Annotated in this window: 25 protein-coding genes; 19 read left to right on the forward strand and 6 right to left on the reverse strand. The window is 35.9% G+C overall.

Annotated features, from left to right (window positions below):
* The first annotated feature begins 4 nt into the window (after positions 1-4).
* Both MKO96_RS12220 and MKO96_RS12225 read left to right on the forward strand, forming a co-directional pair.
* Entirely contained in the window at positions 5-826 is an 822-nt protein-coding gene (locus MKO96_RS12220; RefSeq protein ID WP_240587559.1) for an ABC transporter ATP-binding protein, read from the forward strand.
* 16 nt (positions 827-842) lie between these two features.
* Entirely contained in the window at positions 843-1661 is an 819-nt protein-coding gene (locus tag MKO96_RS12225) for an alpha/beta hydrolase (protein WP_240587560.1), read from the forward strand.
* A gap of 37 nt (positions 1662-1698) precedes the next feature.
* Here MKO96_RS12225 and MKO96_RS12230 read toward each other — a convergent pair whose 3' ends face one another.
* On the reverse strand, positions 1699-2388 hold the full coding sequence (locus MKO96_RS12230; protein WP_240587561.1) for a class I SAM-dependent methyltransferase: 690 nt from the start codon (positions 2386-2388) through the stop codon (positions 1699-1701).
* Between the two features lie 89 nt (positions 2389-2477).
* Between MKO96_RS12230 and MKO96_RS12235 the strand changes: the two genes are divergently transcribed.
* The 6 genes from MKO96_RS12235 (at position 2478) to MKO96_RS12260 (ending at position 8221) form a co-directional block, all read left to right on the forward strand.
* Positions 2478-3548 carry a helix-turn-helix transcriptional regulator gene (locus tag MKO96_RS12235; RefSeq protein WP_240587562.1) on the forward strand — a complete coding sequence of 357 codons (1071 nt, stop codon included), beginning with the start codon at positions 2478-2480 and terminating at the stop codon, positions 3546-3548.
* A gap of 308 nt (positions 3549-3856) precedes the next feature.
* Positions 3857-4084, forward strand: a complete 228-nt coding sequence (locus MKO96_RS12240; RefSeq protein ID WP_000849103.1) for a hypothetical protein — start codon at positions 3857-3859, stop codon at positions 4082-4084.
* Positions 4085-4376: 292 nt separating this feature from the next.
* A complete protein-coding gene (locus MKO96_RS12245; protein WP_000349636.1) occupies positions 4377-4679 on the forward strand; it encodes a metal-sensing transcriptional repressor in 303 nt (100 codons plus the stop codon).
* Positions 4680-4869: 190 nt separating this feature from the next.
* The gene (gene copZ, locus MKO96_RS12250; RefSeq protein WP_000436980.1) at positions 4870-5076 is read left to right on the forward strand and encodes a copper chaperone CopZ; all 207 of its coding nucleotides are present in this window, start codon (positions 4870-4872) and stop codon (positions 5074-5076) included.
* Positions 5077-5171: 95 nt separating this feature from the next.
* On the forward strand, positions 5172-7592 hold the full coding sequence (locus tag MKO96_RS12255) for a heavy metal translocating P-type ATPase (protein ID WP_240587563.1): 2421 nt from the start codon (positions 5172-5174) through the stop codon (positions 7590-7592).
* Between the two features lie 161 nt (positions 7593-7753).
* Entirely contained in the window at positions 7754-8221 is a 468-nt protein-coding gene (locus tag MKO96_RS12260) for a GNAT family N-acetyltransferase (RefSeq protein WP_240587564.1), read from the forward strand.
* A 31-nt stretch (positions 8222-8252) separates the two neighbouring features.
* Here MKO96_RS12260 and MKO96_RS12265 read toward each other — a convergent pair whose 3' ends face one another.
* Both MKO96_RS12265 and MKO96_RS12270 read right to left on the reverse strand, forming a co-directional pair.
* Positions 8253-8525 carry an HU family DNA-binding protein gene (locus tag MKO96_RS12265; RefSeq protein ID WP_001043902.1) on the reverse strand — a complete coding sequence of 91 codons (273 nt, stop codon included), beginning with the start codon at positions 8523-8525 and terminating at the stop codon, positions 8253-8255.
* 141 nt (positions 8526-8666) lie between these two features.
* Entirely contained in the window at positions 8667-9482 is an 816-nt protein-coding gene (locus tag MKO96_RS12270; protein ID WP_240587565.1) for a formate/nitrite transporter family protein, read from the reverse strand.
* Positions 9483-9675: 193 nt separating this feature from the next.
* Here MKO96_RS12270 and MKO96_RS12275 point away from each other — a divergent pair, with 193 nt between their 5' ends.
* On the forward strand, positions 9676-10569 hold the full coding sequence (locus tag MKO96_RS12275) for a metallophosphoesterase (RefSeq protein ID WP_240587566.1): 894 nt from the start codon (positions 9676-9678) through the stop codon (positions 10567-10569).
* Positions 10570-10867: 298 nt separating this feature from the next.
* Here MKO96_RS12275 and MKO96_RS12280 read toward each other — a convergent pair whose 3' ends face one another.
* On the reverse strand, positions 10868-11950 hold the full coding sequence (locus MKO96_RS12280; protein WP_240587567.1) for a chitinase: 1083 nt from the start codon (positions 11948-11950) through the stop codon (positions 10868-10870).
* Positions 11951-12220: 270 nt separating this feature from the next.
* On the opposite strand from MKO96_RS12280, the gene gabP reads away from it, so the two are divergent.
* From gabP to entD, 8 genes are all read left to right on the forward strand, one after another.
* Entirely contained in the window at positions 12221-13615 is a 1395-nt protein-coding gene (gabP, locus tag MKO96_RS12285; protein WP_240587568.1) for a GABA permease, read from the forward strand.
* 133 nt (positions 13616-13748) lie between these two features.
* Positions 13749-14087 carry a hypothetical protein gene (locus MKO96_RS12290; protein ID WP_240587569.1) on the forward strand — a complete coding sequence of 113 codons (339 nt, stop codon included), beginning with the start codon at positions 13749-13751 and terminating at the stop codon, positions 14085-14087.
* 317 nt (positions 14088-14404) lie between these two features.
* On the forward strand, positions 14405-14947 hold the full coding sequence (locus MKO96_RS12295; RefSeq protein WP_000228316.1) for a DUF420 domain-containing protein: 543 nt from the start codon (positions 14405-14407) through the stop codon (positions 14945-14947).
* Positions 14948-15064: 117 nt separating this feature from the next.
* On the forward strand, positions 15065-16228 hold the full coding sequence (locus tag MKO96_RS12300) for an iron-containing alcohol dehydrogenase (protein WP_087981589.1): 1164 nt from the start codon (positions 15065-15067) through the stop codon (positions 16226-16228).
* Between the two features lie 159 nt (positions 16229-16387).
* Positions 16388-17140 carry a DeoR/GlpR family DNA-binding transcription regulator gene (locus MKO96_RS12305; protein ID WP_087981588.1) on the forward strand — a complete coding sequence of 251 codons (753 nt, stop codon included), beginning with the start codon at positions 16388-16390 and terminating at the stop codon, positions 17138-17140.
* The gene (gene pfkB / locus MKO96_RS12310) at positions 17137-18048 is read left to right on the forward strand and encodes a 1-phosphofructokinase (protein WP_240587570.1); all 912 of its coding nucleotides are present in this window, start codon (positions 17137-17139) and stop codon (positions 18046-18048) included. Before MKO96_RS12305 ends, pfkB begins: the two co-directional genes overlap by 4 nt.
* Positions 18049-18061: 13 nt before the next feature.
* Positions 18062-19921: a PTS fructose transporter subunit IIABC gene (locus MKO96_RS12315; RefSeq protein ID WP_240587571.1), complete on the forward strand. Its 1860-nt coding sequence runs from the start codon at positions 18062-18064 to the stop codon at positions 19919-19921.
* A gap of 347 nt (positions 19922-20268) precedes the next feature.
* A complete protein-coding gene (gene entD, locus MKO96_RS12320; protein WP_240587572.1) occupies positions 20269-21201 on the forward strand; it encodes a cell wall-binding protein EntD in 933 nt (310 codons plus the stop codon).
* Positions 21202-21263: 62 nt separating this feature from the next.
* Here the strand turns inward: entD and MKO96_RS12325 are convergent, their stop codons facing one another.
* Positions 21264-21509: a hypothetical protein gene (locus MKO96_RS12325; protein WP_000814419.1), complete on the reverse strand. Its 246-nt coding sequence runs from the start codon at positions 21507-21509 to the stop codon at positions 21264-21266.
* 181 nt (positions 21510-21690) lie between these two features.
* Here MKO96_RS12325 and miaA point away from each other — a divergent pair, with 181 nt between their 5' ends.
* Positions 21691-22644, forward strand: a complete 954-nt coding sequence (gene miaA, locus MKO96_RS12330) for a tRNA (adenosine(37)-N6)-dimethylallyltransferase MiaA (RefSeq protein ID WP_240587573.1) — start codon at positions 21691-21693, stop codon at positions 22642-22644.
* Between the two features lie 21 nt (positions 22645-22665).
* Positions 22666-22890 (forward strand): RNA chaperone Hfq, encoded by a 225-nt coding sequence (gene hfq, locus MKO96_RS12335; protein WP_000813896.1) that lies wholly within the window; start codon positions 22666-22668, stop codon positions 22888-22890.
* An 81-nt stretch (positions 22891-22971) separates the two neighbouring features.
* Here hfq and MKO96_RS12340 read toward each other — a convergent pair.
* The coding region (locus MKO96_RS12340; protein WP_240587574.1) for a Gly-Xaa-Xaa repeat protein at positions 22972-24537 on the reverse strand (1566 nt) is incomplete at its 5' end.

Consider the following 24537-nt stretch of genomic DNA (forward strand, 5'->3'; position numbering starts at 1 on the left):
AAAAGTGAGTATTTTAAGTGCAAAAAATTTAGAAACGAGTTATGAAAAGCTTACAGTGTTTCGCGATTTAAATGTGGAAATACAAGAAGGAAAAGTAACGACAATTATAGGGCCAAACGGGTGCGGTAAATCGACATTGTTAAAAACAATGGGAAGAATCTTAAAGCAAAAGAGCGGTAAAGTATATTTGCAAGGACAGGATTTAAATACAATTCCAACGAAAGAAATTGCGAAGCAGTTAGCTTTACTTCCGCAAACTCCAATTGCGCCAGGAGAGCTTAAAGTAGAAGAGTTAATTTCTTATGGACGCTATCCACATCGAAATAACGTAAATAAGTTAACTTCAAAAGATAAAGAAATGATTGATTGGGCATTAGAAATAACGAAAACTTCTGAATTTAGAACGAGACAAATTGCAAATTTATCAGGTGGTCAACGACAGAAGGTATGGCTAGCGATGGCTTTAGCACAAGAGACAGAAGTGTTACTACTAGATGAACCGACGACATATCTTGATATGTCTCATCAATTAGATGTATTACAAATTGTGGATAAGTTAAATAAAGAACATAATTGTACGATCGTAATGGTACTACATGATATTAACCATGCAGCAAGGTTTTCAGATGAAATTATTGCAATGAAGGAAGGGGAAATCGTTACAACTGGTAGCCCAGAAGAAATCATTACAAATGAAGTGTTAAAAGAAGTATTTCATATTGATGCGCGTGTCATGATTGACCCGTATAACGGGTCTCCTGTTTGTTTTGGATACGATAGCGTTGTAACTCAAGAAGAAAAAGTAGAAATATATGTAACGAGTTAAAAGGGGGGAATATAAGATGAATACTACTATTGAAAAACAGCAGATTATTACATTTAATACAGAACAGTGGAAAATGTATTCGAAATTAGAAGGTAAGGAATATCAAATTCATATTTCAAAGCCGAGGCAACCAGCACCGGATTCAGGATATCCTGTTATATACGTATTAGATGGCAATGCCTTTTTTCAAACATTCCATGAAGCGGTTAAAATACAATCAGTTAGAGCAGAAAAAACAGGTGTTTCACCAGCCATTATAGTAGGTATTGGTTATCCAATTGAAGGGGCATTTTCAGGTGAAGAAAGATGCTATGATTTTACGCCTAGTGTAATTTCAAAAGATGCGCCTTTAAAACCAGATGGCAAACCGTGGCCAAAAACAGGAGGAGCACATAACTTATTTACTTTTATAGAAGAAGAACTGAAGCCACAAATCGAAAATGATTTTGAGATTGATAAAGGAAAACAAACGTTATTTGGGCATTCGCTAGGTGGTTTATTTGCTTTACATATACTATTTACAAACGTAAATGCCTTTCAAAATTATTTTATTAGTAGTCCATCTATTTGGTGGAATAACCAATCTGTGCTTGAAAAAGAAGAGAATCTTATAAGTGAATTAAATAGTGCCAAGTTTGAAACGGGAGTGTTCCTTACAGTTGGGGCATTAGAACGAGAGCATATGGTTGTAGGGGCAAACGAATTGTCAGAGCGCCTTCTCCAAGTAAAACACGATCAGTTTAGATTTACGTTTTATGAAGCTGAAGGGGAAAATCATGCGTCAGTTGTGCCGACTTCTTTAAGTAAAGGGTTAAGGTTTATTAGTCACCTATAGAAGAGGGAAAAGGTAAGCAATTGCTTACCTTTTTTCATTATTGTTTAAAGGCAACGTATCCATCAATTAAAAAACTAGTAAAAAAGCGAGTGATGTGAGTAAAGCCACATTCCTTCATGATAGTTAGTAGATTTGTTTCGGAAATAGGAAATATTTCTGTTTCAAAAGAATTTTCAAATCGGTCCCAATCTTTTAATGGAATTTGATTTTGCATCATATGGTTGCGCCAAGCATTTAATTGTGCAGAAAACATACTTGTATGGGGTATACCATTTATTGAAGAGAGAAAGAGTGGAGCACCAGGCTTTAAGCGAATACTAATTTCATTAAGTAACTCTTTTTTCTCCTTCATAGTTGGGATGAAGTGAAGAACAAGCATACAAGTAGCAGCGTCAAATAATGGATTGGTTAATAATGAATGAACAGTTCCATGTACAAAGTGAATTTGATTTTGCAAGTCTTCGTTTTTAATTCTTTTTTTAGCTAACTGTAGCATGCTTTTAGATGGATCAACACCTGTAAAAGATAAGTTGCTATGTTGTTTACCTATAGAGAGAATTTCTTGTCCACCACCAGCACCTATAACTAGTAAATTTGGATTCATATTTTCTTTAGGGAGTGTCGTAAATAAAAAATGGTTCACCATTTCATATAGGTTATAGTAGCCTGGGATTTTACATGGAATCCTTTGTTCATATGAATTTACGGTAGTATCATTCCAATTCATTTTTAACCTCCTAAGTATGTGTATTATAGGTTTATTATGGAATGAAATTATGAAGGGAAACAATCCCGTAAATCTGGGGGGAGAAGAGGATGTATGAAAAAACAACGAAAGAAATTACACTGGTAGCGAATCGTTTAAGTTCTATAAGGACATTTCAAGAGTCATTTCTCCACTTAATACGTAAAGTCATTGATTTTGACGCCGCTTGTTTTACAGCTATAGACCCAATTTCTTTTTTATCTACTGGGGCATTTACGGATGCAAGTGTTGAAAAGATTCATCCACAATTGTTTATGAATGAGTTTCTAGAAGATGATTTTAATAAATTTAAATATTTATCAGAACACTCTCCTCATGTTGCTTCTCTTAGTATAGCGACAAATGGTGAACAAAAGAAAAGCTCTAGATACCGAAATATTTTAAAACCAGCAAGTTTTGGAGATGAATTAAGGGGCGTTTGTATGAGTAAGGGGAACTGCTTTGGGCATCTTAGTTTATTTCGAGGGAGTACAAGTCCCACTTTTTATATTGATGATTGTAAGTACTTAGCAACGGTAGTCCCAATTGCTGGAGAGGCCTTAAAAAAGGCATTTCCTAAACCTTTTTCAGAAGAGAAGGTAATAGGAACAGGCACGATTATATTAAGTGATGATTTTAATTTATTATATTGGAATCAAGATGGCAGCGATTGGCTCTCAAATCTTAGAAGGTATGAACAGTTAAATATAAAAGAAATACCAAGGCCAATACGTGCAGTTTGTTCGAAAGTAAAGGCTAACGAATATAATGTAGGTTGTATGAATAGAGAAGAAAAAGTTTGTATACCTTTAGCCTATGGACATTTTTTAATCATTCGGGCCAGTAAGTTAGAACGTACAAGTAGTTTTCAGGATGGTTATGTTGTTTTATTCGAAAGAGCAAGACCGGAAGAAGTCTTTCCGCTTATTATGGAAGCGTATAGTTTTACAACACGTGAGAAGCAAGTAATACGTAAAATTCTTACAGGTATGTCGACAAAGGAATTAGCTCATGAACTTTGTATATCTATATACACGGTACAAGATCATTTAAAATCCATTTTTGAAAAGACTGGGGTAAGTAGTAGAAATGAACTCGTGTGGGAAGTTTTTTCAAGATTTTGTTTTGATGTTGATGAATAAAAATAAAATAATTCTACAAAAATCACATGAAGTACGGTAGATGAGTTGTAGAATAGAGCTGAAAAAAGGTTATGGATGAAACATTCCATAACCTTTTTTCATAAGTAGAATTGTCCTTTTTGAAAGTTTTGTTTCAACTTTTCGTCTAAAGAGACAAAAAGTTGTCACAACTCGGTCACAATTAGCATAAACATAAAATAGACGAAATGAACTTATTTCCAAAAAGGCTTGATTCATTCCATTCATGATTAGTAGAGCTGAAAAAGCATGGATTAAAAGTTCACTATATTCTCAAGGAGGTAGATCGTATGAAAACTATTCTTGCTATCGCTGGGCTTATTTGGGTTTTATCACATGGCATTCCAATTTATGAAGGAGAACAAATTCGCAGTGCTCTGAATAAAAATTTTAATGAATATCATATCATTGATCGGCAAGATAATGTCGTGACAGTTCGTGTAAATGACTGTTTTCATACGGTAACCGTTGAAGGAACTTCAGTAGTGAATGACACAAAAGTATGTGATCAGCAATAATTATATATAGGAAGAAAAAAGTCTCAATTTACACGTGTGAAAATTGAGACTTTTATATTTGTGGATGAATAATAAGCGGGGATGGATAATCCCTGCTTATTATTGTTTTTTGAAAAAAAGGCAAGGGTATCATAATAATTGAGTCTGAGAAGCTAATAAGTTGTTAAGAATAAGCATAGAGCGGAAATATACTCATATGGGGTATCATACGTAGATATTTAATGCTATAATTGGTATACTCGTAAAAGCAATTGTTTTATTGGATGAAGAGAAATTTTAAGAAGGTGATAATATGGATCATAAAGAGCATGAAGCAGTGACACATAGATCAGAAAAAGAAAAAGAACAAATTATAAATAGATTAAAGAGAATTGAAGGGCAAGTCCGTGGTATTCAAAATATGATTGAAAATGATCGTTATTGCGTGGATATTTTAGTGCAAATTTCAGCGATTAATGCAGCTATGAAAAAAGTAGGAATGGGTGTATTAAAAAACCATACAAGTCATTGTGTTTCAGGTGCTATTAAAGATGGTAATGGTGATGAAGCAATTGAAGAATTAATGACAGTATTTGAACGTTTTTCAAAAGCGTAAAAACAAGCTAGTATGTAACTGGCTTGTTTTTTGTTTACCTCTATATAGGATTTCGAGGTATTGATGTGTAAAATAAACTTTTAGAAAATAATTGAAAAATCATGATACAAAACCATTGATTACCTTAGGGGGGTATGGTAAGATGTAGTTGTGATTAACAAACAATGAAGAAACAAGAGGAGGATTTTAAATGGAACAGTTAACATTACAAGTTGAAGGTATGTCTTGTGGACATTGTGTCAATTCAATTGAAAGTAGCGTGAAAGAACTAAACGGTGTTGAACAAGTGAAAGTTCAATTAGCAGAAGGAACTGTTGAAGTTACGATCGACTCATCAGTTGTAACGTTAAAAGATATCGTTGCTGTAATTGAAGATCAAGGATACGATGTTCAATAATTATTTTTAGATATGGGAATAAATCGTACTTTATAGGAAGTACGATTTATTTTGTTAATAATTATACCTTATGAGGGTATATAGAGGTGAGAGACATGAATGAAAAAAAAGAGGCCAATCTTCAAATATCAGGAATGACATGTGCGGCATGTGCGAATAGAATTGAAAAAGGTCTGAAAAAAGTAGAAGGTGTTCATGATGCAAATGTAAATTTTGCACTTGAAAAAACAAAAATAATGTATGATCCCCAAAAAACAAATCCGCAACAATTTAAGCAAAAAGTTGAATCGTTAGGATATGGAATTGTAAGTGATAAAGCTGAGTTTACTGTTTCAGGGATGACATGCGCGGCATGTGCGAATAGAGTAGAAAAGCGTTTAAATAAGTTAGAAGGTGTGAACGGAGCGACAGTAAATTTCGCTTTGGAATCAGCTACAGTAGATTTTAATCCTGATGAAATTCATGTAAATGAAATGAAGAGTGCGATTACGAAATTAGGATATAAATTAGAAGTGAAATCAGATGAGCAAAATGGATCAACTGATCATCGCATACAAGAAATTGAGCGACAAAAGAAGAAATTTATGATTTCGTTTATATTATCATTCCCGTTACTGTGGGCAATGGTAAGCCATTTCTCATTTACATCGTTTATTTATTTACCTGATATGCTTATGAATCCTTGGGTGCAGCTAGCTCTTGCAACTCCAGTTCAGTTTATCATTGGTGGGCAGTTTTATGTGGGGGCCTATAAAGCATTACGTAATAAAAGCGCCAATATGGATGTTCTCGTGGCACTTGGAACGTCTGCAGCGTATTTCTACAGTGTGTATTTAAGTATTAGGTCGATTGGTTCTTCGGAACATATGACAGACTTGTATTTTGAAACGAGTGCAGTACTTATTACATTAATTATTTTAGGTAAATTATTTGAGGCGAAAGCTAAAGGACGCTCGTCAGAAGCAATTAAAAAATTAATGGGATTACAGGCGAAAACCGCTACTGTTGTACGAGATGGAACAGAAATAAAAATTTTAATCGAAGAAGTGGTAGCCGGTGATATCGTTTATGTAAAACCCGGTGAAAAAATCCCAGTAGATGGGGAAATTGTAGAAGGAAAGTCAGCAATAGATGAATCGATGTTAACGGGCGAGAGTATTCCGGTTGATAAAACAATTGGGGATGTAGTAATCGGTTCTACAATAAATAAAAATGGCTTTTTAAAAGTGAAAGCGACTAAGGTAGGAAGAGATACTGCATTAGCTCAAATTATTAAAGTAGTAGAAGAGGCCCAAGGTTCAAAGGCTCCTATTCAAAGGGTAGCAGATCAAATTTCAGGTATTTTCGTACCCGTTGTAGTTGTGATTGCTATTATCACATTTGCAGTGTGGATGCTATTTGTTACACCTGGTGATTTTGGCGGAGCACTTGAGAAAATGATAGCCGTACTTGTTATCGCTTGTCCGTGTGCATTAGGTCTTGCAACGCCTACATCTATTATGGCGGGATCAGGAAGATCGGCTGAGTATGGCATTTTATTTAAAGGCGGGGAGCATTTAGAAGCAACCCACCGACTAGATACAGTTATTCTAGATAAAACAGGTACTGTGACAAATGGGAAGCCGGTGTTAACAGATGTAATTGTAGCAGATGGATTCCATGAAGAAGAAATACTACGTTTAGTAGGTGCGGCAGAAAAAAATTCTGAACACCCACTTGCAGAAGCGATTGTAGAAGGAATTAAAGAAAAGAAAATTGTTATCCCAAGTTCAGAAACGTTTGAAGCGATTCCAGGATTCGGTATCGAATCAGTCGTAGAAGGGAAACAATTATTAATTGGTACACGTCGATTAATGAAGAAATTCGATATTGATATTGAAGAAGTTTCTAAATCGATGGAAGAGCTAGAACGAGAAGGAAAAACAGCAATGCTTATTGCGATCAATAAAGAATATGCTGGTATAGTGGCTGTTGCGGATACTGTAAAAGATACTTCAAAAGCAGCTATTGCGAGACTTAAGAAAATGGGTCTAGACGTTGTTATGATCACAGGAGATAATACACAAACTGCTCAGGCAATCGCTAAGCAAGTTGGTATTGATCACGTAATTGCAGAAGTATTACCAGAAGGAAAAGCAGAAGAAGTGAAAAAACTGCAAGCACAAGGTAAGAAAGTAGCAATGGTTGGAGATGGAATAAATGATGCTCCTGCACTGGCTACGGCGGATATCGGTATGGCAATTGGAACCGGAACAGATGTAGCGATGGAAGCGGCAGATATTACGTTAATCCGTGGTGATTTAAATAGTATTGCTGATGCAATCTTTATGAGTAAGATGACGATAAGAAATATTAAGCAAAATTTATTCTGGGCACTAGCTTATAACGGCTTAGGAATCCCGATTGCGGCGTTCGGTTTCTTAGCACCTTGGGTTGCTGGAGCCGCGATGGCATTTAGTTCTGTATCCGTTGTATTAAATGCATTACGACTGCAAAGAGTGAAATTAAAAAAATAAAAATTTATAGAGAATTGCATATGCTTTTAAACAAAAAAACAATACTTTGAAATAAGTATTGTTTTTTTTTTATATAGAAAGAAAAAAGATATAATAAAGCAGAAATATTGAATACTAGATGGTAGAAAAGTTAAATGATAGTTTAGTAAGGAGGTTCATATATGTTAAAAGATATGATCATTAGAACATTCCATCAAGAGGATTTAGAACAAGTATTACAGTTATTCTATGAAACAGTTCATACAATTAATGCAAAAGATTATAACGTGTTACAGCTACAGGCATGGGCACCAGATCGACTAGAGAGAGAAAGCTGGTTACAGTCTTTAGAGAAGAATATTAGTTATGTAGCGGATTATAACGGTGTGATAGTGGGGTTTGGTGATTATAATGATGAGCATTACATAGATCGTTTATTTACACATAAAGATTATCAAGGAAAAGGGATAGCTTCCTACATACTACAGAAGTTAGAAAAAGAAGCAGTAAGCTTAGGGCATAGGGAGATATATACAGAGGCGAGTATTACAGCAAAACCTTTCTTTGAAAGTAGCGGTTTTATTTGCATAAAGGAACAAAAAAAACAGCATAATGGTCAGATTTTTATTAATTATGTAATGAAAAAATAGCCCTCTCATAAATGAGAAGGCTATTTTTTCATTATTTTACAGCTTCTTTTAGTTCTTTACCAGCTTTGAAAGCAGGTACTTTAGAAGCTGCGATTTGCATTTCTTCACCAGTTTGTGGGTTACGGCCTGTACGAGCAGCTCTTTCGCGAACTTCGAATGTACCGAATCCGATAAGTTGTACTTTTTCACCAGCAGCTAAAGTGTTAGTGATTGATTCTACTACAGTTTGTAAAACTACAGTAGCTTCTTTTTGAGAAATCTCAGCATTTTGTGCTACGTTTTTGATTAATTCTGTTTTGTTCATGTTTTTCACCTCATATGTAAATAATGCTATTTAAGTTGTTATTATAACGTATAAAACATTCGAGAACAAGTGTACGCACATATATTCGTAAAAAAAATGAAATTTGTAATATTTTTTAGAGCCAGTGTATAGACAGTTCATTTAAGCGGATACAGATTTTTTCTTTAATTCGGCTTGCTCTTTATTGGAAGGGAGTTTCTTATGATATGATATGAAATAAGGTAATGCTACAAACAACATACCTCCTACTAAGTTTCCAAAGAAAACAAAAATGAAGTTTGGAAAATATTCAATCCAAGTTAAATGACCAGAAAAAATTGCAGCTGGGATAACAAACATATTGGCTACAACGTGTTGAAATCCAATCGCAACAAAAGTCATAACTGGGAACCAAATACCGATAATCTTCCCGATAAATTCTTTACTTCCCATACTGAGCCAAACGGCTAAACAAACGAGCCAATTACATCCGATTGCAGAAATGAAGGTTTGTAGTGGTGTATCTTGAAGTTTAGCTTGCGCAATAGAAACTGTTTTCGCTAAAAAAGCTCCCTCTGTTAATCCGACGATATGACCGAAAAAATAAGCAACGAATACAGCACCTATGAAGTTGCTAAACGTAACAATAACTAAATTTCGTATGAAATGAAATAAAGTAATTTTTTTTTGAAGCCAAGCCATAGAAACTGTCATCATGTTACCAGTTACTAGTTCACCGCCTGCAAGAATAACGAGTATAAGACCGATAGGGAATACAGCAGCGCCTAGAAAACTAGTAAATGATCCCCAAGATTTTGGCATTGTTCCGATAACATGGATATCGAGTAAATATCCTAATGCTATGAAAGCACCACCAAAAAAACTGAGAATTAGCATAGGGAGTAATGATAAATGAGCTTTTTTTCTTCCGGAATTAGCAGCAAGTTCCGGAATTTCTTCTGGTGTAAATACAGACATGAATAATCTCTCCTTAATAAAATAATGAAAATAAATGGAACATTTTTAAGAATCTATGTATTATAAAAATATGTTATGACTTCTGTATAAATTTGTCAAAGTGAATAGGGATGGAATTGGATATAACTAACATTTTTCATGTTGTCACATTAATGTAACAATAAGGCTGTAAAGTACTTTTAGAGGTGAGAACATGAATACGCATCATGTAAAAAAAGAACAAAAAAAATCAATCATAAAAATATTCATACTCAGTTTTATAAGTATAGTAATGATTTCAGTAAGTTTGTATTTCTATGCGACAGAAATAGAACGAAAACTAGTAACAGTTACGTGGAATGAAATAGAAGCATCTACAATTCCTAAAGAATTTAATAATAAAAAAATATTACAATTTTCAGATGTACATTTAGGGCCAGAATTTACACTGAAACAACTAGAAAATTTGGTGGAGAAGATGAATGAGTTACATCCAGATGTAGTAGTTTTTACAGGGGATTTAATAGATAAGTTTGGATCGTATAAGGCGGAAAGAGAAGAAGCGAAAGGTATTTTACAAAAAATACATGCGCCCTTAGGGAAATATGCAGTGTTTGGGAATCATGATAGGGGCGGAGGAGGTAGTTTATTTTATAAAAAGTATATGGAGGAAGCTGGTTTCTCTGTGTTAGTAAATGAAGTGCAAAAAATTAAAATGGAAAACGGTAAGTATATTACAATATCAGGTTTGGATGATTTTTTATTAGGGAAGCCGCAAATAGAATCGACTTTAAAACATGTAAGGCAACAAGATTTCAATATGCTATTAGTACATGAGCCGGATGTTGTAGATAAAGTAGCTCGTTACCCAGTTGATTTTCAAATGTCAGGCCATAGTCACGGAGGGCAAGTTCAAATTCCTTTTATAGGTCCATTAATTACTACAAAATTAGCTGAGAGCTATGTGGAAGGTATGTATGAATTAGAAGGGAAGAATAAGCCGTTACATTTATACGTAAATCGTGGTATTGGGACAACCCGGATGCCTGTTAGATTTTGGAGTGTACCTGAACTTTCAGTATTTGTGTTAAAGCAAAATAGCAACTAGACTATTTTAGAGTAGTAACAGGACTTTCAGAGAAAGTTCTCTTTTTTTATTGGGTAAATACAGAATGTTATGTGATTTTTATTTAAAGTGTTAAAAAGGAAAGGGGAATTTCTATGGTAGAAACATGGCATAAAGAATTGGAAAGTTTATATAACGAAATAGTTTCGTGGCAAATTCCTTTTAAGTATTGTAAATAGTTATGTAGAGATGGAAAAGAATCTTTTCATCATGTAGAAGTGAAAAAGTAATTTACATAAATAAAAACAACAATAGGTTAAATAACCTATTGTTGTTTTTATTATTTTTGCAAGGGAATAGCATCAAAATATGTTCTATAGTTATTAGAGAATTCAAAGTTGTTTTTTGCATCCCAATTAATAGACCAAGACATTAGGCCGCGGAATGCAGGGTAGCCACTCTGATTTGAAAGTTTATACTTTCCTCCAAAAGGAATTCCTTTAATGATATAATCTAAAGCTTTTTTCATTTCAGTTGGAGAAATATATCCGCCACTTGGAGCGGCCGCTGGTGCTGCAGGAAGTCCAATCATGACTTGATCCGAACGAAGAGCTGGGAAAATGTTATTTGTATTACCACCTACAGGAAAACCATGTAAGAGCATATCTGCCATAGCGACTTCGTAGTCTGCAGTACCTTGATTGTAGTTATTACCGTCCATTCCAATGCCACTGCCAGCGTTGTAGTGTTGAACGTGAATGTATGTTAGTTTGTCTTTTACTCCGTAAATAATCGGTAAATAAGCACCCCAGATGCTTCCGTATGCGCTATAACCACCTTGAACATAAGCTGTTTCAGGAGCCATGCTTAATAGAAAATCTGGACCGTAATGATCTGAGATTGTTCGAATAGCTGAGATAAGATTTACGATTTGAGGAGTAGTTGGGTTTTTAAAATTAGTGTCATTTCCGTTTAAGTAAATACCTGATTCAAGGTCAATATCTATTCCATCAAAACCGTATTTATCGATCAGAGATTTTAGGGAATTAATAAAACGTTGCTTAGCGGCATTATCAGGAAGTAAAACGACCCCATTTTGTCCACCTATTGAAAGAACCACTTTCTTTCCTTTACTTTTTAAATAAGTAATATCTGATTTGAATTCTGCATCCGTACCATACACAGGAGAAAATTCAACAGTGGAACGATCACCACCAGTTTCACCGAAAGATACATTGATTACATCCCATTTTGGTGAAACGTCTCTTAATTTAATAATGCCAGTACCGTTATCAAAGTTATGCCAGTATCCAACAAGTAATTTTGATCCTAAATTGTTTGCCGCTTGTGCTTGAAAGGGAGCTAGCGGTAGCAGTAAGAAAATTACTAAAGTACAACAAATGAATTTGAACTTGTTTAACATATCAACACTCCTATACAAAAAGTTGTCTAGATGTATAATCTTGTTTATTTAATAATATCTGAAAATTCATTCTTTTGTAAGGTGACTATAATTTTCTCAACAATTTTATATGGAAAATTATTAAACCTAATGTAATAATTTCTGAAGGAGATCGAATTACGATTGTTAAATTCAGAATATTTTGATATATTTTGAAGTATAGGACAAGATTTTTCGCATAATACTCTTACATAAATTTCAAAATTAAGTTTGGAAGGGGATGTACAAGAGTTGGATAAAAATCTTAAGAAAGACCTCAAAATACGCCACATTACAATGATTTCCATTGGTGGCGTAATAGGAGCTGGTTTGTTTGTTGGAAGTGGTGCGGTTGTGAATTCAGCAGGTCCAGGTTCTATCGTTTCATATGCATTAGCAGGACTTCTAGTTATTTTCGTTATGAGAATGTTAGGAGAAATGGCAGCTATTAATCCGACAAGTGGTTCATTTGCAACATATGCAAGAGAGGCAATTGGTCCATGGGCAGGTTATACAATTGGGTGGCTATATTGGTTTTTCTGGGTAATTGTTATTGCAATAGAAGCTACAGCAGGTGCTGGTATTATTCAATACTGGATTCCAGAAATCCCACTCTGGTTATTAAGCTTAATATTAACGATTTTATTAACGTTGACGAATGTTTTCTCGGTGAAATCATTTGGAGAGTTTGAATATTGGTTTTCTTTTATTAAAGTAATAAGTATTGTTTTGTTCCTTTGTCTTGGACTAGCTGTTATTTTAGGATTTGTACCAGGAACGGAAGCACCTGGCACTTCGAATTTAGTAGGGCAAGGAGGATTTATGCCAAATGGTATAAGTTCGGTGTTACTTGGAATTACCGTCGTTATATTTTCATTTATGGGATCTGAGATTGTTGCAGTGGCCGCTGGAGAGTCTGCCGAACCTGTAAAGGCAGTAAAAACAGCGACTAATAGTGTAATTTGGCGTATTCTCGTATTTTTCATTGGATCGATCGCTGTAGTTGTTACACTCCTTCCGTGGAATTCAGCGAACATACTAAAAAGCCCGTTTGTGGCGGTACTGGAACATATAGGGATACCAGCGGCAGCACAAATTATGAATTTTATCGTTTTAACAGCTGTACTTTCTTGTTTAAATTCGGGTTTATATACGAACTCAAGAATGCTTTTTTCAATGGCAGAAAGAGGAGATGCGCCAAAGGCATTTTTGAAATTGAATAGTAGTGGTGTTCCAGTTCGGGCGGTTTTATTTGGAACTTTCTTTGCTTACATTGGAGTTGTTTTTAGTTACATATCTCCAGATAAAGTATTTTTATTTTTAGTGAATGCATCTGGCGGGATTGCGTTACTCGTTTATCTCGTTATAGCAGTTTCACATTTCAAGATACGTAAAAAAATGGGGAAAGCGGAACAACAAAATTTGAAAGTGAAAATGTGGCTTTTTCCATATGTAACATATGTTACAATTGCTGCGATTATAGCAGTTTTAGTTGCCATGCTTGCAATTGAATCTTTACGTTCACAAGCGCTTTTAACAATGCTTGTTACTGTTCTTATAATAATTTCTTATTATATTTTTAATAGAAATAAAAATAGTACATTGTTGAATCCTAAAAGTAAGAATGAGGAATCTGTTCGATTCTAATTTCTTGTTTTAGAAGAGAGTTACACCCAATCATTGCTATAAAAGAATCATATATAATCATAGAAACAAGTAATTACTATTGTCATAGTGAATATAAACTTTTTTCTTGACTTTTTATACGAAGGCGAGCAAAATGGTAAAAAAGGAAGGGAGGATGACGATGGAAGAGTACGTATTAGAGCTGTATAACTTGTTATATACGACAGAATGGCAAGATATTGTTTCGTTTCTAGGAATAATGTTTTGTATGAAAATTGTAATTGTATATATGGAAGAGCAAGGTATGTTCTATTCCTTCTCATCTCCGTTCGATGTGCAACGCGAGCCGTTGCCAAACTATGCCAAGGTAAATTACGAACAATTTCCTTTTGTGATTTTCTTTATGATTCGATTTATAACAGCAATTGTAAAGAAGAAGGAAAGTGACGATGAAGAGTGCCACTCAACTTGTAATATAGCGACTGCTTTTTAAGCTAAATACAAGGAGGAGATTTATATGTGGTTTCGATTTCTTATGATTGGTTTCTTTTCATTAACAGCAATTTCTTTAATGGGATATCAAGTGTCTGAAATTTATCAAGCATATAGCAATACGTTTTTTAACAAAAACTAATTACATTGCTATTTAAATAATAAAGCGATAAAATCCTTCTTAAGAAGTTTTATTAAGAAGGATTTTTTTCTTTGCGCTGTCTTACTGTGTCAAACTATTGTCACATTTACACTGTGAATAATATGTTAAAATAGTGAGGTTACGTATACATATTTGAAGGAAGAGGAGTGACCATTTTGGTGGATCAATCAACTAATCAGAAAAGCTATGCTCCTATTGTGATAACGCTTTCTGTAATTGTAAATGCGATTATTTTATTTTTGTTCTTTGGACCTGTTGGCTATGAAGGAGAAGTACATTTTGATGTAACAATTTTACCAATGTTAAATGCAATTTTTAATAGCTTTACGTTCGTATTCTTATTAGCAGCTTTATACTCTATTATTAAGAAGAATGTGAAAATGCACCGTGGTTTCATCCTAGCAGCATTTACAACGACGTTGCTATTTTGTGTTTCTTATTTATCGTATCATTACTTGGCGCCAGCAACACATTTTGGTGGAGAAGGATTTATTAAATATGTGTATTTCATCATTTTAATTACACATATTATCCTGGCAGCAATTATTGTACCACTTGCATTGTTTGCACTTGTATTTGGTTTTACAAATCAATTAACACGTCATCGTAAAATTGTACGTTGGACGATGCCGATTTGGTTATATGTAAGTTTATCTGGTGTTATTGTTTACTTAATGATTTCACCTTATTACCAATAAAAAAATCTCAGCCTGTAGGCTGAGATTTTTTTGTTAGGCAAATATTTTTGTGAAATGAAAAAAATATGGTATACAAAAGTATAGTTGCTTTTCATATAGAAGGGATGGTAAAGGGATATGCAAAATTTTGTATTTCGTAATCCAACGAAACTTATTTTCGGTAAAGGTCAATTAGAACAGTTAAAAACTGAAATTCCACAGTTCGGTAAAAAAGTTCTTCTCGTATACGGGGGAGGCAGCATTAAAAGAAATGGTATTTATGATAATGTAATTTCTATTTTAAAAGATATAAATGCAGAAATATTTGAATTGACAGGTGTTGAACCGAATCCGCGTGTATCAACTGTAAAGAAAGGGATTCAAATTTGTAAAGATAATGGCGTCGAATTCATATTGGCGGTTGGCGGCGGAAGTGTAATCGACTGTACGAAGGCGATTGCTGCTGGTAGCAAATATGATGGAGATGTATGGGATATTGTAACGAAAAAAGCATTTGCTAGTGAGGCGTTACCATTTGGTACGGTACTTACGCTTGCGGCAACAGGATCTGAAATGAATGCTGGTTCTGTCATTACAAACTGGGAAACGAATGAAAAATATGGTTGGGGTAGCCCAGTTACTTTCCCGCAGTTTTCGATTTTAGATCCAGTTCATACTGCCTCTGTACCGAAAGATCAAACAATTTACGGTATGGTAGATATTATGTCGCACGTATTAGAGCAATATTTCCATCATGGAACAAATACAGAACTACAAGATCGTTATTGTGAATCTGTTTTAAAAACAGTAATTGTAACAGCTCCTAAGCTTTTAAGTGATTTAGAAAATTATGAGCATAGGGAAACCATTTTATATTGCGGTACTATGGCGTTAAACGGCATTTTAGCGATGGGAGTAAAAGGAGACTGGGCAACTCACAATATTGAGCACGCAGTTTCTGCGATTCATGATATACCACACGGGGGTGGCCTTGCGATTTTATTCCCGAACTGGATGAAGCATGTTGTAGATGAAAATGTAAGTCGTTTTAAACAGTTCGCTATTCGTGTATTCGATGTAGAAACAGATGGAAAGACTGATCGAGAAATTGCGTTAGAAGGAATTGAGGCGTTACGTCAATTTTGGACTTCAATTGAAGCGCCGGTAACATTAGGTGATTACGCTATTGGGGAAAATGAAATTGATTTAATGGCAGATAAAGCGATGGCTTACGGTGAATTTGGTAACTTTAAAAAATTAAATAAAGACGATGTTTTAAGTATATATAAAGCTTCTTTATAAGTGAATCGAGAAAAGAAACCCATTTGATTGTTATATTAAATGGGTTTCTTTTTTTGTTGTCTATAACTGTTTGTGATTGGTTTTGGTTATTTGTGAATGTTTATGGTTGATTTTTGTGGTCATTTTCATTATACTGTAATCAAAGAAGAGGTGAATAAAATGTTAACTCCTGAACGTCATCAAATGATATTGCAACTTGTAAAAGAGCAGAAGGTTGTTAAATTACAGCAATTAGTGGAAAGAACAGAAAGCTCTGAATCAACAATTCGTCGTGATTTAGCGCAATTGGAAAAGCAAAGGTTATTAAAAAGAGTTCATGGTGGTGCTGCTGTTTTAACAGGAAAAGGACAAGAGCCAACGATGGTTGAAAAATCATCCAAAAACATTCAAATAAAACAACAAATTGCTAACTATGCGGCTAGCATTGTTGAACAAGGTGATTGCATTTATTTAGATGCAGGAAGTACAACATTTGAAATGATTCCATTTTTAATAAATAAAGATGTTACTGTAGTTACGAATGGACTTATGCATATTGAAGCTTTAGTTGAAAATAATATTCGTGCATATTTACTAGGCGGGATGATGAAAAGTAGGACGAAAGCTTTAATTGGTGCTATGGCACAGGAAAGCATGCAGAAGTACCGTTTTGATAGATGTTTCTTAGGAGCGAATGGTGTGCATGAACAACTTGGTTTTACAACACCGGATCCAGAAGAGGCGCTTTTAAAACAAATGGCATTAACATTAGCAAACGAAGGATATTTCTTAATTGATGAAAGTAAGTTTTCAGAAGTTGCGTTTGCGAAAATTGCCAATGTTGAAGAGGCGAATATTATTACAAACCATTTAGAAATTGATTTAGAAAAATATAAAAGACAAACCAATGTAATTGAGGCTGATAAACAATGATCTATACAGTTACTTTAAACCCATCTATTGATTATGTAGTACAAGTTAATTCCTTCGATTTAGGCGCAGTAAATCGAGCAGAGAAAGATATGAAATTTCCTGGAGGGAAAGGCATTAACGTTTCTCGTGTTCTTCATCGTTTAGGTGTTGAAAATGTAGCGCTTGGATTTACTGGTGGATTTACCGGTCGATTTATTAAAGATGTATTACAGGCGGAAGGTGTAACAACAAACTTCGTCCAAGTAGACGGAGATTCTCGAATTAATGTGAAAATAAAAGGGCAGGAAGAGACAGAATTAAATGGACAAGGTCCTGGTGTGACAAATGAGCAATTTGAACAATTAATGAAACAAATTGAAAGTATGAAGCAGGGAGATTGCGTTGTACTAGCTGGAAGTATACCTGCGTCTATTTCAAGTACCTTTTATGAATCAATCGCAGCGCTCGGAGCAGAAAAAGGTATTCGCGTAGTAGTAGATGCAAGTGGAAGTGCACTACAGCATGTAATTAAAAATAAGCCATTTTTAATAAAGCCTAATCATCATGAGCTTGGTGAGTTATTCGGAGTAGAGATTTCAACAGTGGAAGATGTTCTACCGTATGGAAGGCAATTAATTGAACAAGGTGTAGAGCACGTTATCGTATCAATGGCCGGAGATGGTGCTTTATTATTTACGGCGGAAGGTATATATGAAGCAACTGTTCCAAAAGGTGTTGTAATTAATTCGGTTGGGGCCGGAGATTCTCTCGTTGCAGGATTTATAGGTAAATATGAACAGACAAAAGATATTGAAAAGGCATTTCAATATGGTGTTGCAACAGGGAGTGCAACAGCATTTTCAGCTGATTTATGTGAAAAAGAAAAAGTAGAAGAATTATTGTCGCAAGTAATTGTAACTAAGCGATAGGGGGAAGCAACATATGAAAATTACAGAACTATTAAAAAGGGATACAGTTATTATGAATTTGACAGCTTCAAATAAAGAAGCTGTCATAGATGAATTAGTTGAGAAATTAGACGGAGCAAATCGTTTAAATAGTAAATCTGAATTTAAAGAAGCTATTTTAAAGCGGGAATCACAAAGTACGACAGGAATAGGAGAAGGGATTGCAATACCTCATGCGAAAACAAAAGCTGTTAAGCAACCAGCGATTTGTTTTGGTAGAAGTGTAAGCGGTATCAACTATGAATCGCTTGACGGACAGCCAGCGCATGTATTCTTTATGATTGCTGCGAGCGAAGGGGCGAATAATACTCATTTAGAAACGTTATCGCGCCTATCTACATTATTAATGGATGAAGGATTTCGTAAGCAATTGTTAGAAGCAAAGGATGAAGAGGAACTTCTTCGTTTATTTGATGAAAAAGAGAATGAAAAAGAAGAAGAAGACATTGAAGTTGCAAAACCAGAAGGAAATGAACCGTACGTACTAGCAGTTACGGCTTGCCCAACTGGAATCGCTCACACCTATATGGCAGCGGATAGCTTGAAAGCAAAAGCAGCAGAGCTAGGTATAGCAATTAAAGTTGAGACGAACGGATCAACAGGTGTAAAAAACGGTTTAACGAAAGAGGACATTGAACGCGCAACGGCTATAATTGTTGCGGCAGATAAACAAGTAGAAATGAACCGTTTTGCTGGGAAACATGTCATTCAAGTGCCAGTCGCTGATGGGATTAGAAAAACGGAAGCGCTTCTTAATCGAGCTGTAAAACAAGATGCGCCAATTTTTAAAGGCATAAAGGAAGATGGGAAGGCAGAAAGTACAGAGAAAGAAAAAGGATTAGGAATTTATAAGCACTTAATGAGTGGTGTAAGTAATATGCTTCCATTCGTTGTTGGTGGAGGAATTTTAATTGCACTAGCATTTTGGATTGGTGGTATAAAAGCAGAAGGACCATTGGCTGAATTGTTAATGTCTATTGGTGGAGGCAAAACAGGTGCGTTTTTATTCCTCGTACCAATTTTAGCTGGATTTATTGCGAGTTCTATTGCTGATCGTCCAGGATTTATGCCTGGTGTTGTCGGTGGGTTTTTAGCAGCGCATGCGAATGCGGGATTTTTAGGGGGATTAATTGCTGGTTTCTTAGCTGGGTATGTTGTTTTAGGATTGAAAAGATTGTTTTCAGGATTACCAGCACAGTTAGAAGGAATTAAACCTGTATTGTTATATCCGGTCTTTGGATTGTTGATTACAGGAGTTGTTATGCAAAAAGTAGTAATTCCGCCTGTGGTAGCATTGAATGAAATGTTAACAGGCTGGTTAAATGGTTTGAACGGTACGAATGCTATATTACTAGGTCTTATATTAGGTGGTATGATGGCAATTGATATGGGTGGTCCAATTAACAAAGCTGCATTTACATTTGGTATTGCTGCAATAGAAGCGCAGAACTTTGGCGTGCACTCTGCTGTTATGGCCGGTGGCATGGTACCACCGTTAGCGATTGCATTCGCAACTACTTTCTTTAAATCAAAATTTACTGAAGCAGAACGTAAATCTGGTTTAACAAATTATATTATGGGAGCATCGTTTATTACAGAAGGTGCGATTCCATTTGCAGCTGCAGATCCGATTCGAGTAATAGTAAGTTGTGTTGTTGGTTCAAGTATTGCGGGTGCATTATCTATGTTATTCCAAATTACATTACCAGCACCGCATGGTGGATTGTTTGTTATCGCATTAGTAAATAAACCGGTGCTATATATTTTCTCGATATTCATAGGGACAGTTATTTCAGCTCTTATGATGGGGATTTGGAAAAAGAAAGTTAAATAACACATGAAAATGGAGTAGCTTTTATTAGCTGCTCTTTTTTATTACAAAAAAGGAGATTAATAATTGGAGAATGATGAATTTTGGTAAAAGATGTAATGGAATATGGTTTTTTTGTAACAAAAAAGTAATACTGTAATTTTTTTTGGAAAAAAATTCTGGGCTGATATGTGGAAAATGTATGAAAACTATTGAGGATTCTATTAAAAATGGAATTCATTAATATGGAAATTTATGTTACAACTCATTAATCGTGTATTACGAATGGTTTGTAATTGTGTGATTTCTAAAAATCCTAAAAATCTGTTGCTATAATGAAAATACGAAAACAAAGCAAATGGAGGCTATTCATGAAAAAATTATTAGGTATAGCAACGGCGGCAGTTTTTGGTCTTGGGATTTTTGCAGGTTCTGCGAAAGCAGAAACGATTGTAACAACAGATGTATTAAATGTTAGAGAAAACCCAACTGTAGAGTCAAAGCTTGTAGGTAAAATGTTAAGTGGAAATAAATTAGATGTTATAAATACAGAAAACGGATGGGCAAAAATTAAATTAAATGGTAAAGAAGCGTTTGTAAGTGCTGAATTTACAAAAAGTACATATTATGTAACGGCGGGCGTGTTAAATGTTCGTGCTGGAGCGAATACGGACTCTGAAATTCTTGGTAAACTGAATAAAAATGATGTAATTGAAACGACAAATCAAGTTCAAAATGAATGGTTACAATTTGACTATAATGGAAAAACAGGATATGTTCACGTGCCATTTTTAACAGGGACGGCACCTGTGATTGAAAAGAAAGAAGTTGTAACGCAAGAAGAAGCGCCGGAAAAAGTAAATACGCCGGTTAAAAATAATAAAGTAGTTAAGAGCAAAGAGTCGGTTAAGAATGTAGAATCAAGTAAACCTGTGGCAAAAGAGAAGCCAACTGCGAAACCAGTTGCGAAATCTACTGAAACAAGTGCTCCTGCTGGTGGACGTGAAATCACAGTAGAAGCGACAGCGTATACAGCACATCCAAGTGAGAATGGTACGTATGGTGGCCGTGTATTAACTGCAATGGGGCATGATTTAACAGCAAATCCAAATATGAAAGTCATTGCTGTTGATCCTAAAGTAATTCCACTTGGATCAAAAGTATGGGTAGAAGGATATGGAGAAGCGATTGCTGGAGATACTGGTGGTGCGATTAAAGGAAATCGTATTGATGTTTTAGTTGGTTCAGATGGTAGTGCTGATAACTGGGGGCGCAAATCTGTAAAAGTGAAAGTTATAGAGTAGTATATATGTATTAATATGAAAGGCGGTTGCTTGAAAGTGTGTAAGCAACCGCCTTTTTTGGATTATTGAAAAGGATAAATAGTTTTACCTGTAATAATTTTATAGGCACTGCAAAATTGATTTTGAATATATTCTGTATTTTTATTTTCTGGATGTAATGTTGTTTCTTGGAGAGTAGAATGAAAAGAACGTAGCAAACAATTTAAGGCGAAATATAATTCTTCTTGTGAACAATTTTGTTCTTTTGTAGCAGTAGCTAAAATAAGGTCTTTTGTTAAAGATGAAAAATTGATGGTGGATTGTTTCATAGTCAACTCATCCTCTCGAAGGTATTTTTAATCATGTATATGCGGAATTGGACAAACTATGTTCTTTTTTATTTATAATTTCATGTACCGCAATGAAAGAACTTGCAATCATGCCGTTAAAATTGGTAAGATTGGATATAATCAATAGATGGAGTACATTACATAAAGAGAGTTGAATGATATGGGAGAAGTGCAACGTGAAAAAGTTGCTGTCATCATTGGACCAACTGCTGTTGGAAAGACGAAGTTAAGTATTGATCTTGCCAAAGCGTTGAATGGTGAAATTATAAGTGGAGATTCCATGCAGATTTATCGTACGATGGATATTGGAACTGCAAAGGTGACAAAAGAAGAGATGGATGGAATTCCGCATTATATGGTCGATATAAAAAATCCGGAAGAATCATTTTCTGTTGCCGAATTTCAAGAACGTGTTCGTAAGCATATTCGAGAGATTACAGAGCGTGGTAAATTGCCAATTATCGTTGGTGGAACTGGTCTGTATATACAATCTGTTTTATTCGATTATCAGTTTACGGATGATGCTGGCGATACTATATACCGAGAACAAATGGAAAAGTTAGCATTAGAACGTGGTGTGGAATATGTACATAAGAAATTACAAGAAGTAGACCCAGAAAGTGCTGAGCGTATTCATGCAAATAATGTACGTCGTGTCATTAGAGCGTTAGAAATTTTTCACACGACGGGTGAAAAAATGAGTGATCAACTTGAAAAACAAGAAAACGAGTTATTATACGATGTTTCCTTGATTGGCTTGACAATGGATCGAGAAATGCTATACGATCGCATTAACTTACGAGTTGATATAATGATGGACCAAGGGTTATTAGAAGAAGTAGAAGGATTGTATAATAGAGAGATACGAGATTGTCAATCTATTCAAGCGATTGGGTATAAAGAGATATATGATTATTTTGAGGATCGTGTCTCTTTAGAAGAAGCGGTATCACAATTAAAGACGAATTCACGTCGTTATGCAAAGCGTCAATTAACGTGGTTCCGTAATAAGATGGATGTCACGTGGTTTGATGTTACAGGCGGTGAAAAAACGTCAGAAATTTTACGATACATAGAAGGAAAGTTACAACTAAAGTCGAATAATAGTAAGTAGAGAAAAAGAGGAGGATTCGACATGAAGCAATCAATCAATATTCAAGATCAGTTTTTAAATCAACTCCGTAAAGAAAATACGTTTGTTACGCTGTACTTATTAAATGGTTTCCAGCTTCGTGGATTAATTAAAGGATTTGATAATTTTACAGTCCTACTGGAAACAGAAGGTAAGCAACAGCTTATTTATAAACATGCAATTTCTACATTTGTACCACAAAAAAATGTTTCAATTGAATTAGAGTAGTAATGAATTATTGTACATAACAAAAAAAGAGCGAGTTTCTCGCTCTTTTTTTTATTTGTCATAAACAATAAATAGTGAAATTTAAGCAATTCTAAATACAGTAAGTCGGATGTTAGTGTTTCCTGTTGCAGGGATCGTAATCTCGTTAAGAGTAGATTGGACAGAAATGTTTGCGCCAGCTCTTAACGTTTCGATTGTAGTAAATGCAAGTGAGTCGCCTATTAAATTTGAAGAGAAGTTATCAGTTGCGACTGCTCCATTAATCGAAATGCCTACTCCAAGAGGAGCGCATCCTGGCGCAGTTGTAGAAATAGATACGCTAATTACATAAATACCACCGTTGATAACTGTAACTGTATCTGTGCCATTAAAGATAATATTGTTTACGTTAATTGCAGTACTGAAAATAAAGTTATTAAATTGTAGTACTGTTTGTTGAATGTTGTTTGTTACAACAATTGTTGCTACAGGGAAGCTAGGTCCAGTAGGCCCGGTAGGTCCAGTAGCTCCTATACCAGTGGCGCCGGTAGCACCTGTTGGTCCTTGAACGCCCTGAGGTCCAGTGGCACCAGTAGCACCCGTGTTACCTTGAACGCCTTGAGGTCCAGTAGCGCCCGTGTTACCTTGAGCACCTTGAGGTCCAGTGGCACCAGTAGCGCCCGTGTTACCTTGAGCACCTTGAGGTCCAGTGGCACCAGTAGCGCCCGTGTTACCTTGAACGCCTTGAGGTCCAGTAGCGCCCGTGTTACCTTGAACACCTTGAGGCCCGGTAGCACCCGTGTTACCTTGAGGTCCCTGAGGTCCAGTAGGTCCAGGAGGCCCACCAGAAGGTCCGGTAGGTCCGGTAACTCCTATGCCAGTAGCACCAGTAGCGCCCGTGTTACCTTGAACACCTTGAGGTCCAGTAGCACCCGTGTTACCTTGAACACCCTGAGGTCCGGTAGCACCAGTAGCACCTGTATTACCTTGAACACCTTGAGGTCCAGTAGCACCCGTGTTACCTTGAACACCCTGAGGTCCGGTAGCACCAGTAGCACCTGTATTACCTTGAACACCTTGAGGTCCAGTAGCACCTGTATTACCTTGAACACCCTGAGGTCCAGTGGCACCAGTAGCGCCCGTGTTACCTTGAGGTCCAGTGGTACCAGTAGCACCTGTGTTACCTTGAACGCCTTGAGGTCCAGTAGCGCCAGTAGCGCCCGTGTTACCTTGAACACCTTGAGGTCCAGTGGCACCAGTAGCACCCGTGTTACCTTGAACGCCTTGAGGACCAGTAGCACCCGTGTTACCTTGAGCACCCTGAGGACCAGTAGCACCCGTGTTACCTTGAGCACCTTGAGGTCCGGTAGCGCCAGTAGCACCCGTGTTACCTTGAACACCCTGAGGACCAGTAGCACCTGTGTTACCTTGAGCACCTTGAGGTCCGGTAGCGCCAGTAGCGCCCGTGTTACCTTGAACACCCTGAGGTCCGGTAGCGCCAGTAGCACCCGTGTTACCTTGAACACCCTGAGGTCCGGTAGCGCCAGTAGCACCCGTGTTACCTTGAGGACCAGTGGCACCAGTAGCACCTGTGTTACCTTGAGCACCTTGAGGTCCGGTAGCGCCAGTAGCGCCCGTGTTACCTTGAACACCCTGAGGTCCGGTAGC

This window comes from Bacillus sp. ES1-5 (genome assembly GCF_022487605.1).
Lineage (GTDB): Bacteria > Bacillota > Bacilli > Bacillales > Bacillaceae_G > Bacillus_A > Bacillus_A wiedmannii.